The sequence below is a fragment of the Paenibacillus sp. J31R30 genome, from assembly GCF_059692115.1.
In genome coordinates this window covers 274,922-291,423 of record NZ_JCAUAV010000001.1, presented here as the reverse complement: position 1 = coordinate 291,423, position 16,502 = coordinate 274,922, and the positions used below count along the sequence as shown (strand labels likewise).

The 16,502-nt window shown below is 46.1% G+C and carries 8 protein-coding genes; all 8 read right to left on the bottom strand.

The genetic code is table 11. From position 1 onward, the window contains the following. Positions 1-38 precede the first annotated feature (38 nt). The 8 genes from AC58QO_RS00955 to AC58QO_RS00920 all read right to left on the bottom strand — a co-directional run bounded on the left by AC58QO_RS00955 (position 39) and on the right by AC58QO_RS00920 (position 16,200). Complete coding sequence (locus AC58QO_RS00955) at positions 39-3,713, bottom strand: carbohydrate binding domain-containing protein (RefSeq protein ID WP_497263201.1); 3,675 nt, start codon at positions 3,711-3,713, stop codon at positions 39-41. Between the two features lie 94 nt (positions 3,714-3,807). Beyond that, positions 3,808-4,908, bottom strand: a complete 1,101-nt coding sequence (locus AC58QO_RS00950) for a glycoside hydrolase family 172 protein (RefSeq protein WP_497263199.1) — start codon at positions 4,906-4,908, stop codon at positions 3,808-3,810. A gap of 26 nt (positions 4,909-4,934) precedes the next feature. Continuing rightward, complete coding sequence (locus tag AC58QO_RS00945) at positions 4,935-6,014, bottom strand: Gfo/Idh/MocA family protein (RefSeq protein WP_497263197.1); 1,080 nt, start codon at positions 6,012-6,014, stop codon at positions 4,935-4,937. Between the two features lie 22 nt (positions 6,015-6,036). Further along, positions 6,037-9,261: a glycoside hydrolase family 99-like domain-containing protein gene (locus AC58QO_RS00940; RefSeq protein WP_497263195.1), complete on the bottom strand. Its 3,225-nt coding sequence runs from the start codon at positions 9,259-9,261 to the stop codon at positions 6,037-6,039. A gap of 96 nt (positions 9,262-9,357) precedes the next feature. After that, entirely contained in the window at positions 9,358-12,624 is a 3,267-nt protein-coding gene (locus AC58QO_RS00935; protein ID WP_497264350.1) for a glycoside hydrolase family 99-like domain-containing protein, read from the bottom strand. A 97-nt stretch (positions 12,625-12,721) separates the two neighbouring features. After that, the gene (locus AC58QO_RS00930; RefSeq protein WP_497263193.1) at positions 12,722-14,287 is read right to left on the bottom strand and encodes a DUF3502 domain-containing protein; all 1,566 of its coding nucleotides are present in this window, start codon (positions 14,285-14,287) and stop codon (positions 12,722-12,724) included. Between the two features lie 86 nt (positions 14,288-14,373). Beyond that, a complete protein-coding gene (locus tag AC58QO_RS00925) occupies positions 14,374-15,276 on the bottom strand; it encodes a carbohydrate ABC transporter permease (protein WP_497263191.1) in 903 nt (300 codons plus the stop codon). 12 nt (positions 15,277-15,288) lie between these two features. After that, complete coding sequence (locus tag AC58QO_RS00920; RefSeq protein WP_497263189.1) at positions 15,289-16,200, bottom strand: ABC transporter permease; 912 nt, start codon at positions 16,198-16,200, stop codon at positions 15,289-15,291. Positions 16,201-16,502: the final 302 nt, after the last annotated feature.

Below are 16,502 nucleotides of genomic sequence, written 5' to 3'. Positions count from 1 at the left end.
CACCCCGTTCTCGGCGTGGTCCATCCCATCCTTCATTTTTACTGTACGCTTCGTACATTCACATCATCTAAATAGAACGAATCTGTTGCCGCTGGATTATCCGTGTAAACCAAAAGGACGACATCGGTCACAATACCCGTTTCACTAATGGTGTAATTCCCTTGCACCTGTGTCCAAGCTGACGTGCTCAAACCAGCACTTGTCAGCATGGTCACTTGCTTCTGCACCCCATTCAAGTTATATTGGATGCCCAATCGCAAGTATTCTCCGGGGGTTGACCCCGTTGCCAATTTAGCCCAAGCTGAATAGTTATACGCCGCGCCTTTGACCACAGGTAATGTGACTTGCAGGCTGCCATAGCCATACGACTTCGTAATTTTGACCGATTGTGAACCGGTATGATGCTCCGCAGTCGATAGCAATTGGCTAATTTGCCAACCTGCGTAATGGGTTATTGCGTCCTCGAATCCAGGATCTGTAACGAGATCCGGCCGTACTTCCACATCATCCAGATAAAAGGCTTCAGATAGCGCTGGATTATCCGTGTAAATAAGCAACTTCACATCACTAACTAACCCGGTTTCATTAATTGTATACGTGCTGGTCGCTTGTGCCCAGGCCGAAGTCGTCAATGCCGTACTTGATGTGAGAATGATTTGTTTCTGCACCCCGTTCAGATTGTATTGCAACCCAAGCTTCAACACCTGCCCTGCCGTAGAACCTGTTGCTAGCTTACCCCAAGCGGAATAATAAAATGGTTTGCCATTTACCACATTGACTGGCATGTTCAGACTACCGTAGTTATTCGTCTTTGTAAGCTTGAGCGAATGCGTGCCTGTATGCATCTGCGCATTGCTCAGCTGAGGCGTTACTTCCCAGCCTGAATAGTGCATGTACGAGTCTTCAAAGCTGGGATCGACAATTTGATTCGCGCCAACCGCGATACCTGAGCTATCGACAGCTCGAATGCTATCAATGCTGAAAGTTCCCGTTGTTGTCATCATATCGAAACGAATTTGACGAATCGTCCCTGTCCAGGCTTCATTTTCAAACATGGGCACATGATAGAGTGTCTGATTTCCGCTATTTGGCCCAATATAGAATTGAACGGATTTCGCTTCATCCCAGTTCGTATCACTATTGGTGATAAAATAGATGACTCCCGCTCCTTCTGCACTGCTGGTGGTTCGAATATCCAGATACGAGGCATCAATAGCAGCGAGGCCTAATAAATCTCCTGAAACGATCCCTGGATCAGTCCCCGTTGAGGTTCCACTATACAAGCCGCCTGAAACCGTTAGGCCACTAATCTGCTTAACCGCTGTCCACCCTTCACTGTCTCCCGCCGTGTTAAACTCCCATGACTTCGAGTATGTTCCCGTGAGTGGCGGTTTTGGCCATACGATATCAACAACCCGATCCGTTGGATAGAGCACATTGATCCGATTCTTCTGCGTTAACGTAGGCACAGTGTCCGTATGTGCGCCTCCCGTCGTAAAGGTGCTTCGAATGGTGTCGATATAATCAAAACCATGCAAGCCCGTCGGCATCATGAAATGTCCTTCGCCAAATTCATTCCAATTGTCGAGCATAATGATGCTTTTACCGATCGAGCCTGCTGGCAAAGACGGAATGAACGTATTCTTAGCCCAGTTCGCTAACGTGTTAAACTCGGTCACCGTCGTCCAATACCCGCTCTTACCGAGCCATGGGAAATCGTCGCGCCCCATACTGAGTGTCGGAATTACATCGATAATACCTGTGTTCTTCTGGTCATTCATGACTTTCTCTTGCAGATTGATATGTGAGTTCACACCTCCGAAGTTGTATGCATAGACGGAGTCAAACCCTGCTGTATTCAAATTGTTCAATGACGCAGAGTCCGTAGCGCTCGTCGGTGTAATGAGAATTAAATCCGTAAACCCAGCAGCTTGCACCGCTGTACGTAAGAAAGAGATCTCATTTGCAGCGGCAGTTAGACTGCCAAAATCACGAATCAAACCATCCAGCTTATAAATGGAGAGCACGGGTTTATTGCCGATTTTCAAATAGCGAGGATCCTTGAAATAATATTCAATCCAATAAGGCACGATATTGTTCTCAAAATCAGCCGCTCCGGACGAGAAAGAACTCGTATTCTCCCACATAATTGTAAAGTTCATTTGATTGCTGTATTGGGCATTAAAGAATCCATCGTGAAGCGCACTCCCTAAGTATGGATCCTTAATCGGCAAGCCTTCATTGCCCCGTGGACGGAACCAGCAATAATTCTCAAAATTGACGCCATGCTCCACCTTCCACTTGATCTCCCAATCGGCAGTCTCAGGACTTCCTTCATCATAGAAACCGAGCAGCGGCGTGCGCTCCGGATAGGGATTTATCGCGTCCCAACCTAGATGAGTGCCTTCTCGCCACATGGAGCAAGATTGCACCCCGATTTGATACGTAGGTGACGAAACTTTCACGGGAGTAGGCACATAATCTCCTGGGAGTGGATAATCCTTGTATAGCCCAATGTCATCCACCCACATCAATTTGTTTGAACCGTTAGGCGCATAGAACCGAATGGTATCGATGCTCGTAATCGCTGTCGTGAACGCGGCATTCGAAACGAGCAGCTTTCCATTGAGATAGATGTCGGCTTTATCCGTTGAGGGATGCACCTTCACCTTAAAGGCATACCAGACATTAGCTTTGTAATTGTAAAAGGGGACCGAAGTACCTGAGCCGTTGACATAATTGAACTGTCCACTCGCCGTTGTCAACTTGACAGCGCTCGAACTGCCGCTTTTTAATTCGAAGACCATGCCGTCTGCTTTCGTTGGAATTAAGACTTTGAATTGCAAAATCTCATCATCACTGAGCGCTGAGACGGTTTTGGATAAACTTACACCACTCGTGGATCCCGAACCATCCAGTTTCAAACTGTACACATCGGGGCTTGTGGCGCTCTTGTTTTGCTCGACAGCTACAACACCGCCTGAATTGGTTACTGTCCAATCTGCGGGTACATTCGTCATGGTGGAAATGAATTTCTCATTCACCGAATAACCTTTGTAAACCTGAATCGGCGTGATATATACGTCACCTGTGGACGCTGTGCCTGTTTGCATATACATGCCGTTCAGTTGACTAACGCTTTGACTGAAATTCGCAGCGCTCGCCTTTAGTACACCGTTCACATAGACATCACTTTTGTCGGTGTCGATGTTCGCGACCACCTTAAAACCGTATTCCGTGTTAGCGGAGTAGGTTTGTAAGTTTTGCGTGCCTGAAGAGGTATTCAGTACGAACTGATTGGAGCTCGTGGAAATGCTGATCGCTGCGGTTGCATCATTGCGGAGCTGCCACTGAAGACCATCGATAATTGCGCCTGGCTTGAAACGAAATTCCCAGACGACGATCCCAGACGTTTGCGTAACGAATTTATGATACATTGTCACAGGAAGCGTGGAGCTGGTATCGCTGAGCTTCATGTAGTTGTTGTAGGAGTACGTCATACTTCCGCCACTTTGGTTCACATCCCAACCGGTCGCCGTGTATGTGGCATCTGGTTTCTCTTGCAGGAAGGAGAAATTCTCATCCAGCAAATAACCGACCTGAACAGGTCCACCTTCTGCTTGCGCCGTTGCTGAAAGTAACGAAGTAACAAAGAATACACTCATAATGACCGAGCAGGCGAGAACTACTCTTGCCAAAATTGATTTTATCAACATCATAATCTCCTCTCGTAATGAAAATAACTCCTTCACTTACATGTTCCGATCGAGTCGATGCCATCGTAGGTGAAGGAGTCTTAGGTGGGTTTTATCTAGGCCATCTATGTGAAGATGGCGGTAATACAGGGAATGATGCATGTGGCTCTATTTGATACCAATAAGCCACTGACGAAATATCATCCGATCGTTCGAAAAGCCGCTTGCTATCATGACCGATCACTTGGATCGTCACTTTGAGATCGCTTTGGAAGCGAATCGGATCAGGCAAATGCCACCGATACAACCCGTGCATGGGAACCTTGCTCCCATATTCACGATCTATTTTGGCAGAATCCTTGTAGTATTTGTATCCAAGAAAAGGCGTCGAGTACGACTCAGGCTCAGAATCGCCTGCAAAGCACCAAGCACCGCCAACGTAATCCTCGGTGCCAGTTCCACAAATGGTCGGCCAATCGGTGTCCCCATCTAGGAAGAACTTAATCTCGCCTTCTCCCCACCAATTCCGCTCGAGCGCTGCCCAAGCCAGATAGGTGCCAATGTACTGGCCGGCTCCTTCCACTCCATCCAGAATCGTATAGTCCTGCCCTAGTTCCGTTTGGCGCATCCTTCGCCATTGTGCATGGAAATACGCTGCATTCGAAGGGAGCTCATCGACCAGTGAGTAGTTAAATGTATAGAAGAATCCATGAATGTCTTCGGTATGCTGATTTTCGATCGTGATCTTAGCTGATTTTCGAAAAGGCATTGCGAAGTAGCAATTCATACCGCCTGTTGGATTCACAGAGATCGGCAATGAGTTGACATTCGTACGAATCCCAAAGCCATTACAGAAAAAATCACCCAGCGGTGTTTCCACGGAAGGCGCTTCTTCCTCATCCCAGTACATGCGGAGCACCAAGTCACGCAGCACATAGCTGCCTTCCTGCGCGCGATTGTGCAGTTTATCCGTGACAGTTATCCAGAAGTGCTGTAGAACACCAGGCCCTTGGATGTTGGCTATTGTGACCGTTTCTCCTGCCTTAACTGCCATACATGGACGTCCTTTTCGGCCGATGCCTAGATGATTCGCTGCTTGCCCGCCTCGCCCTTTCTCACCGTTCGGATTCTCAGGAGAGATAGAGCGAGTGCGAGCTGTCGTGACTAGTGCAGCGGATGAATAATCAAACCCAATGCCGGATTGCAAATTCATAGATTACACCTCTGTTATCCTGTAGTTTACATAAAAGCAGTGCCTTTCTTTACTTCGTCAATGATCCGAACAACCTCAAGCGCTTCCTCCATTCGAATTTGAAAAGGGTGATTTCGTCGATAGGAAGCAAACAACTCATCCCAAATATTGAAGGTTTGTGTCGGCTTTACTGGGATTCGCTTTTCAATCCAAACCAACTGTTCCCCGGATTCATAAGTACCCGTCTTACCGAATGCTTCACCAGGTGTTCCAGGATTAGCTTCCAATTCAGCAAGAGGCACATCAGGATCCAAATACCGAAGATGAATGTCGTTGTCGGTCAGCGAAAGGGCTCCCTTGGTTCCATACACCATATAAGTAGGGGAGTTGATCGCGATGCCACCGCTTATTTCCAAATCAACAATACGGCCGTTTTCTCCCGTTAAAATAATTTTTAAGTGATCTTCCGCATCTCCCGCGGCCACGACATGCTTCAGATCGCTCCACACCTGCTTCACAGGGCTTTGCAGTAGTTGAAGCCCGTGATCAATGATGTGCGGTCCCCAATTTAACAGCTGCCCGCCGCCATAAGCTTTAATCGTCTGCCAGTCCGCACGGCGCTGAAAGTTATGCCGCGTGAGACGGATTTGATAGACGTCGCCTAGAATGCCGCTTGCGATAATTTCGCTTACATGCAGGAAATCGGGATCAAACCTGCGGTTATGACGGATGAAAATACGTCTGCCGCCTGCTTCCGCAGCCTTGCAAAGCTCGAGCGCTTCTTCATAGGTTTGTGCAAACGGTTTTTCGATCTGAATATCCTTGCCTGCGGCTAACGCGAGCATCCCATGGGCGTAATGGTCACTGGAGCGAGTCGCGATATCCACTAACTCGATTTCCGGATCTTGCACCATCTCTTCAATCGTCTCATAGGTGCGGATCCCGTTTTCTTCCGCAATTTGCCGGCGTAAGGCAATCGGATCCGTTGCTGCCGTCACGATAAACTGTTCGGGCTTATGTCTCAATTCCCCGTAGTGGGCGTTCCATCCGGCACGCCCAAGTCCTGCCAAACCAATACGAATCGGCTTAATGCCTGTTTGTACAGTAGATTTCTCTTCTTGTTTCATCTCTTGTCCTCCTGAATATGGTTTAGTTCACTTTACTAACCATGACATCATCTAGGAAATAAGAGTCGGTTTGCGCCGGTAAATCGGTATAGATCAGCACAACCACATTAGTCACGGTTCCTGTCTCATTAATGGTGTAATTCCCGGTCACTTGCTTCCAACTCGTTGTATCCAAGCCTGGACTAGACATCATAATGACCTGTTTCTGCACGCCATTCAGATTGTATTGGAGCCCAAGTCGTAACACTTCGCCCGTTGTTGCCCCCGTATTCAACTTCGCCCATGCAGAGTAGGTATAGGCTTCGCCTTTGACGATATTGAGCGGAATCTGAAGACTGCCGTACGCGCTTGTCTTCGTAATTTGAAGTGCTTTCGCTCCGCTATGATGCTGGGCAGTTGTCAATACTTGCGTGATACTCGATCCGGGATATTGCGTCGTGCTGCCCTCAAAGCCAGGATCGACAACCATGTTGGATGAATCCATCGTGCGGATATAATCAATGCTGAATGATCCCACAGACTGCATCATATCCACTCGGATTTGTCGGATCGTTCCCTGCCAGTTTGCATTCTGATACATAGGCACGTTATACACTGTTTGATTCCCGCTATTATGCGCGACATAGAATTTAACCAATTTATTCTCGTCCAAGGTGGTATCTGTATTCGTCGTGAAATAAATTTGACCGACAGCTTCAACGCTGCTGCTTATTCGGATTTGAAGATACGAGGCCTGATCGGCAGCGATCCCTAAATTAGTTGCCGATATGATGCCTGGATCGACTCCTGTTGTGGTGCCCGAGTACAGGCCACCTGAAACCGTGAGCCCGCTAATTTGCCCAGTGGCGCTCCAACCTTCACTGTTGCCGTTCGTATTAAACTCCCATTGCTTCGAATAGTTACTCGTAATCGGTGGCGCTGGCGGAAGCGGCGGCCAGACAGAGGTGACTGTGCGGTCTGTTGGGTACAGCACATTAATTCTGTTCTTTTGCGCGAGTGTAGGTTGGACATCGGTATGGGATCCCGCAGTGGTAAAGATGGTACGAAGTCCATCCAAATAACCGAATCCGTGGAGTCCTGCCGGCATCAAGAAATGCCCCTCCCCGTACTCGTTCCAGTTATCGAGCATGATCATTTTCCGCCCTATGCTGGTGGATGGAAGTGATGGAATAAACGTATCTCGTGCCCATCCAGCAAGTGACTGAAATTCACTTGTTGATGTCCAATAACCAGGCTTCCCGCTCCAGGCCATATCATCACGGCCCATGCTTAACGACGGAATGACATCGATAATACCTAGATTTTTCTGGTTCACCATATTTTGTTCTTGCAGCTCTGCGTGCGATTCAATCGTACCGTACGTATACGTGTAGACCCCATCGAAGCCTGCGGTATCCAAATCGGTTAATTTCTGCGTATCCGTGCTGCTGCTTACTGTAACAATGTAAATGCCGCTGAATCCAGCATTCTGCACAGCTGTTCTTAGATAATTGATTTCCGTTTGGGCGTTAGCCAAGCTTCCGAAATCACGGATGAGCCCACTGAGCTGGTACAGCGAAATAACAGGCTTATTGTCAATTTTCAAATAGCGCGAATCCTTGAAGTAATACTCGATCCAATACGGAATGACATTATTACGGAAATCTGCACTGTCACTCGCATAGGAGCTTGCGTTCTCCCAAGTAATCATGAATTTCATTTGATCACTGTACTTGGCATTGAAATATCCGTCATGCAGCGCATAACCGAGGTACGGATCTTTGATCGGCAGCCCTTCGTTGCCTCGTGGTCGGAACCAGCAATAATTCTCGAAATTAATGCCGTGCTCGACCATAAACTTAATTTCCCAATCTGCCGTTTCCGGATTTCCTTCATCGTAGAAGCCGAGGTACGGCTTACGATCGGGATCTGGATTAACGGTGTCCCATCCAAGATGATTCCCCTCTCTCCACATCGTGCAGGATTGGGCACCAATTTGGTAAGTCGGAGACGAAACCACCGTTGGGGCCGGCACGTAATCTGAGGGAAGCGGATAATCCTTATACAGCATGACATCATCAACCCACATCAGCTTGTTCGCGCCTCCCGGGGTGTAGAAGTGAACCGTATCCACACTGGCAACCGTATGGTAGAGTGCGACATTCTGCACCATGAGCTTTCCGTTCAAATAAATATCCGACTTGCCTGTAGCTCGATGATATTTGACTTTGAACGCATACCATATGTTAGCTTTGTAATTTGTATAAAAAGAAACCTCTTGACCGGATGCATTGACATAATTAAAATTGCCGCTCCCCGTGGTCAGTTGCAGCGATTCTGTACTTCCACTGTCCAAGGAGAAATGCAAGCCATCCGCTTTCGTTGGAATTAACGTCTTAAATTCAAAAACAAGCTCATCCGTTTGAGCGGGTATGAATTTGTCCATCGCGGTAGCACCGTTCGTACCATCCATCTTCAGACTGTAAACATCTGGTTTGGTTGCGCTATCATTTTCGACGACAGAGATGATACCGCCATTGTTTGAAGCGACCCAATCTGCTGGCATATCACCAGGACGAAGCGAAGTGAATTTTTCGTTAACAAAATAGCCCTTATAGATTTTTACCGGAGCAAATAGAAAATCGCCTGTAGACGTGTTAGCTGTTTGTACCCAGAATCCATTCAACTGAGTCGCCGCATTCGTGAAATTAGCATTACTAGCCTTTAATACCCCATTAATATAGATGTCCAGTTTATCTGTATCGATGTTGGCAATGACTTTAACTCCGTATTCCGTATTGGCAGCATAGGATTGCAGGACTGTGGAACCTGCCGATGTTTCCAAGACGAGATTGCTATTGCTCGTGGCAATACTCACCGCCGCCGTGCTTCCATTGCGCAACTGCCATTTCAAACCGTCGATCACCATCGAAGGCTTAAAGCGATACTCTAGCGTCACAGATCCTGCCGTTTGTGTCACAATTTTGTGATACATCGAGACATTCTGCGATGTGCTGGTATCCGTGATCTTCATCCAGTTGTTGTAACCGTAAGTCACTGTGCCCCCGCTTCGATTAATATCCCAACCGGAAGCGAGTGGCAGATTGTCGGGACCTTTGAATAGGAATGAAAAGTTCTCATCCAGCAAATAGCCGACATTGACCGGCCCGCCTTCTGCTTCGGCTTTATTGGTGGTAACCATACACAAGCATAGAAAAGTTAATAGTGGGAGAATCAATAAAAGACCCAATTTCTTAGGAATTCTCATATTACTTGCCTCCTCAACAATCTGATGTTGATTCGACCGATGCTTTTTCAATGGAAGATTGAAGCCGCATCGGTCACTTTGAACTAAGAAACCAAACTAAGAAACCTTTCTTACTTCAACATCATCAAGATAATACGTATCCAGCTGTGCAGGTGCATCTGTGTAAATAAACAGGGCAATATCGGTCACTGTTCCGGTTTCATTAATCGTATAATTGCCTGTCACTTGCTTCCAACTGATTGAATCTAAGCCGGGACTGGTCAACATAATGAGTTGCTTCAACACACCATCCAGCTTATACTGGATGCCCAATCGCAGAATCTTGCCTGATGCTGTATTGGGATTAAGTTTGGCCCAAGCTGAATAATGATACGTATCACCTTTGGCAATAGGGAGCGGAATTTGGAAGCTGCCATAGTTATTCGTTTTCGTAATTTGCAGGGCTTGAGCTCCGCTATGATGCTCTGTCGTCTTCAGTAATTGCTGAATGGCGTAACCGGAATAATGTGTAGTGCTGTCTTCAAAACTTGAATCAACGACTAAATTCGGTCCATATGTCGGTTCAGGATTTGGATTCGGTGGAGGTGTAAGTCCCTCAACAGGGTCCACAGTTCGGATATAATCGATGCTGAACGAACCGAGATCATTCAGCATATCGATCCGAATTTGCCGAATTGTCCCTTGCCATCCCGTAACTTGATACATCGGTATGTTATACACAATCTGATTCTCACCGCTATTCTCCACATAGAATCGAGTTACTTTATTCTCGCTCCAGACACCATCTACTTCGGTTATAAAATAAATCTGTGCTGACGCTCCTAAGCTTGTGCTCATCCCAATTTGAAGATAAGCGGCATCCGCTGCAGCTATTCCCAAATGATCCCCAGAAACGATGCCTGGATCGGTTCCTGTCGTTATCCCCGAATATTTCCCTCCGGACACGGTCAGATCACTTATTTGCTTCGTCGCACTCCAACCTTGACTATTTCCGTCCGTATTGAATTCCCATTGACCAGAATAGAAGGTTGTGATGGGAAGAGCTGGCGGTAGAGGCGGCCATACGACAGGTAACTGCCGATCTGTCGGAAATAACACATTGATTCTATTCGTCTGTGCGAGCGTAGGCTGACTATCGGTATGATTCCCTCCAGTCGTAAAGGTGCTTCGCAGCGCATCCAAATACGCGAACCCATGCAAGCCCGATGGCATCAGAAAATGGCCTTCCCCGTACTCATTCCAATTGTCCAGCATAACGACCTTCTTACCTAAACTAGTAGCAGGCAAGGAAGGAATGAACGTATTTTTCGCCCATGATGCAAGCGATTGAAACTCGCTTGGCGTCGTCCAATAGCCTGGCTTATTACTCCATGCTGTATCATCACGACCCATGCTGAGCGTAGGTACAATATCGATTATGCCGAGATTGTTCTGCTTCACCATATTTTGTTTTTGAAGTTCTGCATGCGACTCCAGTGAGCCAAACGAGTACGTATAAGCCGCATCGAATCCTGCTGAAGTCAAATCGGTTAACTTCTGAACTTCCGTGCTGCTGCTAACGGTGATGGCAATCACGTCACTGAAACCAGCCGCTTGCACTGCGGATCGCAAATAATTGATTTCGGCTTGGGCATTGGCCACATTGCCGAAATCCCTTATCATCCCACTCAGCTGATAAATGGAAATGACCGGTTTGTTGTCAATTTTCAGATACCGTGGATCCTTGAAATAGTACTCAATCCAGTAAGGCACGATATTCGTACGGAAATCTTCACTGTTCTTCGAATAGGAGCTAGAATTCTCCCAAGTAATGATGAATTTCATTTTATCGCTGTATTTCGCATTCAAATAGCCGTCATGCAGGGCATAACCTAAATACGGATCTTTAATTGGCAAGCCTTCGTTGCCTCTTGGTCGGAACCAGCAATAGTTCTCGAAGGTGATGCCATGTTCGACCATCCATTTAATTTCCCAATCGGCCGTTTCCGGATTTCCTTCATCATAATAGCCAAGATATGGCTTCCGATCTGGGTATGGCGTAATGGAATCCCAACCCAAATGGCTGCCTTCTCTCCACATCGAGCAGGATTGCGCGCCGACTTCATAACCTACGGATTGTGGAATAACTGGTGCTGGCACATAATCACTCGGAAGCGGTCTATCTTCGTATAGCTTCACATCATCCAGCCACATCAGCTTGCCGCTGCCTGGCGGTGAGTAGAATCGCAGCTGCGAGATACCACTAACTTTGGATGTAGTCGGAACTTTATCCACAAACAGTTTACCGTTCAAGTAGATGTACGCCTTATCCTTTTCTGTGATCTTAACTTTAATGGCGTACCATACGTTTGCTTCGTAATCATAGAATGCAACTGGTTTTCCGCCACGGTTGATATAGTTCAACTTTCCATTAGCGGTGACAAGCTTCAGCGCGCTTTTGCCATCACCTTGCAATTCGAAGGTTAAACCATCTGCTTTGGAAGGAATGAGCATCTTGAATTCAAATACCTGATCCTCGGTTTGTGTGGGAATCGATGTAGAGATGCTAACGCCGTTAGCTGAACCTGAACCGTCTAGTTTCAAGCTGTAAATATCGGGGCGTGTCGCGCTTTTATTTTCTGCAACTTCAATTAAGCCGCCCGTATTCACAGTCTGCCAGTCCGTTGGCACGTTCGTCATCGTGGAAATGAACGTTTCATTAACGCTATACCCTTTATATATTTTGACGGGTGTCACAATGACTTCTCCAGTAGAAACCGCACCCGTTTGCATCCAGAATCCGTTGATCTGGTTGGTCGCTTGGGTAAAATCTGCTTGACTGGCCTTCAACGCGCCATTGACGTAAATATCTGCTTTACTCGTAGAGATGTTGGCAATGACCTTCACACCGTATTCGGTATTAGGTGCATAGGTCTGTAGAACTTGCATTCCTGAAGGCGTTTCCAACACAAGATTATTATTGTAAGTCGCTATACTCACGGACGTTGTGTTGTCATTTCGTAGCTGCCATTTCATGCCATCCAAGATGGTCGTCGGTTTGAAGCGAAATTCTAACGTAACTGTGCCTGCCGATTGCGTAAGTATTTTATGGAAAAATGTTACAGGAAGCGTAGCGTTGTTGTCAGTGATTTTCATATAGTTGTTGTAACTATACGTAACATTGCCGCCATTTCGCTGGATATCCCACCCAGAAGGTTGGTAGACGTTGTTGGGAGCCGTAAATAGGAATGAAAAGTTCTCATCCAACAAATAGCCAACATTGACCGGCCCGCCTTCTGCTTCGGCTTTATTGACGACAATTGTCAAACCGAATAAACAGATTACCAACGGAACAACGAGCTGAATAACCCATTTTATAGGCATTCTCACAAATATTGCCTCCTCTGTATATGTTCATAGATTCGGCCGATGCGCGCTTCATATTGAAACCCACACCGGCCGTTGTTATGCTCTTCTTCACCTACTTTTTGTTGATAGTTTTCCATTCATCCAACTGTTTTTGCATTTCCTGCATGATTTTGTCGAATCCAGCGTCGACATATTTTTTCTTCGCTTGTGCAAGGAAGGCATCGAAATCATTCATTGAACCAGTGATGAGTACGGGATTTACCTCTTTAGCTACAGCGCTCACTTGTGCCATTTCAGCTTTAACCGGATCTGGATTAAACGTGAATCCAACAATTTTGGAAGCAACCGCATTTTGGTTGTTATCTTGCATAACCTTCAGAGCGGCTGTGGAGTTCCAGTTGGAATCCCATTGGTCCCAAAGTGGTCCAAGCCAGTTGTGCCATACCGCCCACGTTTGCTCAGCGCCGGATTTGGCCGTAACGGAAACTTGAGGTGTTCCTGCACCAGACTTTACAGTGTAGTTTTTACCTTCGACCCCATAAGCCAATGTGTTGGACAGGGTCGGATTTTTCCAAATTTCATTGAGCAGCATAATGGCACGATCTGGATGCTCAGACGTTTTACTAATAACCGCCATGGCACTCGTAATAGCACTTGTTGTAATCAAGGTTTGACCGTACTTCGTTTCAAGTGTCGGGTAACCGAACAGCGCTGTCGATTTGGAGCCATCAGCTGTATAACCGCCTGAATCCTCTAGAACCGCATATTTACCTGATTTAGCCTCAGCAATGAAATCTGTTTTGATTGCTGCATCCTTCGCCACATAACCTTTTTTATAGAAATCGTTCATCGTTCTATAAACGTCTACGTTGTCTTCCGCTTCGAGTGGATTGACCAGTTTCCCTGATCGCTCGTCATAGAAGACGTTACCTCCTAGATTGGAGTAGTGATACAAATTCGTTCCGATTGCTGCCACATTTCCTGTGACGAGCAATGGCGTCATGCTCGGCTCATTCTTTTTAATAATCTCTAAGTATGGCTCAATACTTTTCAAATTTGTAATTTTAGTCGTGTCAAATTTGTATTTCTCCGCAATATCCTTTTTGAATACCCAACTATGTGCATCCGAATAAGGCGTTTGGCCTGGGATGGCATAAATTTTCCCATCAAAGGTTACTGCTGCCCATGCACGTGGATCAACTTTCTTCTTTATGTCGGGTCCGTATTTATTCAACAGATCATCCAATGGAAGGATAGAACCCATTTTCACATTGTTCATAAATTTATTCGATCCAGATGTTGAGAAAGCAATATCATATTTCGTGCCCGTGGAGTTCATTAAACTCATCTTCTGTTCCCAGCTCGCATTATCAACGAAATTAAAATGCAAGCTGGCGTTAATGCTTTCTTTCAACATTTTATTTGCTACCGCTTCAACCGCCTCTTGGTCTGTTTCGCTATTGATTGGACTCCGCATATACCAAGTAAGGTTAACAAATTCCTTTGTAGGTTCCGCTGCTTTCGCTGTTGCCTGAGCAGATGTTGCAGGCGCCGTTGTACTGTTAGGACTAGGAGTGGAAGTGGAGTTGCTGCAAGCGCTTAACACTACAGGTATCGTCAAAACAAGGGGTAAGGTCGTTCCTAACACTTTGAATTTTCTGGATTTTAGTTGACTCATTTTTAAGTCCCTCCCGTATCATCTTCCATCTACTCTTATCATGCTATATTAAACAGTTACTGCGCAAGAGCACAGTAGCTGGGATACTACCCTTTCACCGAACCAACGGTCAAACCGCGGACGAAGAATCTTTGGAAAAAGGGAAATACCACGAGCATTGGTCCTGCAGCGAGCACACACATCGCCATTCGAGCGCTGAGCGACGGGATTTCCATGCCAGGCTTCACGAGTCCATATTGGATGGCTTCTGCACTATTTAAAAACTCCATATTCTTCAAAACACGGATAAGCAGATATTGAAGCTTTAACATATCCTTGCTGTCGACATACAGCAAAGTCAGCCACCAATCGTTCCAATACTGTAGAACGAAGAACAGTCCTACCGTTGCAAGTGCAGGTAACGATAAAGGCAGTACGAGTTGAATGAAAATTCGCGTCTCACCGGCTCCATCCATTTTGGCTGACTCAAAGAGCGCATTCGGTAGCGCTTGCAAGAAGCCTTTCATGAGCAGAACAAACCATCCGCTGATTAAGTAAGGCACAATCAGTGCCAACATATTGTTCTGCAAACCTAGCCATTTGGAAATTAGGATGTAGGAAGGAACGAGCCCTCCTTTGAAGAGCATGGTGAAGAAAATGAGAAAGGCTAGAATACTTCGGTACGCATAGTCATGGCGGGAAATGGCAAACGCATAGGAAGTGGTCACCCATAGACCGACTATCGTGCCAATCAAGGTGGTTATTATAGTAACTGCATAAGAATTAAACAATTGCTTGGGCTGGACCAGAATCACCCGATAGGCGTCCAGATTCATTTCTTTGGGAATGATCGAGTAGCCGTCCTGAACAATACTGTTCTCGGATTGAAACGATGTCGCCACAATAACGAGGAAAGGATAGAGACATGCCACACAGACCGCGATAAAAATCGCATGAATCCATATTTGTGTGACTGCATTCGTATTTCGTAAAGCCATAGGTTTGCTCATTGTTCATGCTCCTTAGAATAGCGCATTTTCCGAATTGACTCGGCGAACGATGAAGTTCGTCATTAGAACCAATACGAAGCCGACAATGGATTGGAAGAACCCCGCAGCGGAAGACATGCCGATATCCCCCATATCAATCAATGAGCGGTACACGAATGTATCGATCACGTCCGTCGTCGGATAAAGTAAAGTCGAGTTTAACGTGACATTGTAGAACAATCCAAAATCACTGTAGAACATACTCCCGATGTGTAGAATGGTTAACATAATAATCATCGGCTTCAGCATCGGTATCGATATGGAGATCACCTGACGCAATCGGCTTGCGCCATCGATCTTAGCCGCTTCAAAATATTCGGCATCAATTCCCATCAGCGCTGCATAGTAAATGACTGATCCGTACCCCAACCCCTTCCACACTGCCGCAGCAACTAGGAGCACAGGCCAGTACTTGGGTTCGTTGTACCACATAATTGGATCCTTGCCCAAGGCCGTTAGTACCTGGTTGAAAACACCATAATCCATATCCAGCAACGCTTTAAAAGCAAACCCAGCCACTACCCAGGATATAAAATAAGGTACAAACATAATGGTCTGATAGACTTTGACAAATTTACGATTCAACTCAAATAGCAACAGTGCAAAGCTAACTGAGAAAAATGTGCCAAGGACAATGAATACCAAATTGTAAAGAATCGTATTTCGTAACACACGAATTAACACGTTACCGTTAAATAGGAAATCAAAGTTCCTCATTCCAACCCAAGGGCTGTTCCAAATCCCTAGATCAAAGTGATACTCTTTAAAAGGCATTAACAACCCGTACAAAGGCACATAATCTAAAATGATGATAAGAATGAGCCCTGGCAAAGCCAGTAAGGATAACCCGCTATTTTTTCTAAAAATCTTGATTGCTCTTTCCATTCGATTTCACCTCCTACTTGGTTGCCGTGTCGTGATTCACACCCAAATCGTAGTTAAAAATGGGGAGATTGTATATTGCAACATAGGAAAAACTCTTCAAAATCATGCACAAACAACTGAATTTGCAGACTGTGATTGAAGTAAAAGTCTTATTTTTGGAACAGCCAACCTTATTTACTAGGCTTCCTGGGGATATGCGCTTGCGGGCGCTTTAAACGTGCGCGAAGCAGGGGGAGATACTTCCTTTTTCTCAACAGCGTGGAAAATGACTGTAGTTGTAACCAGTAGATTATTTTAGTGAA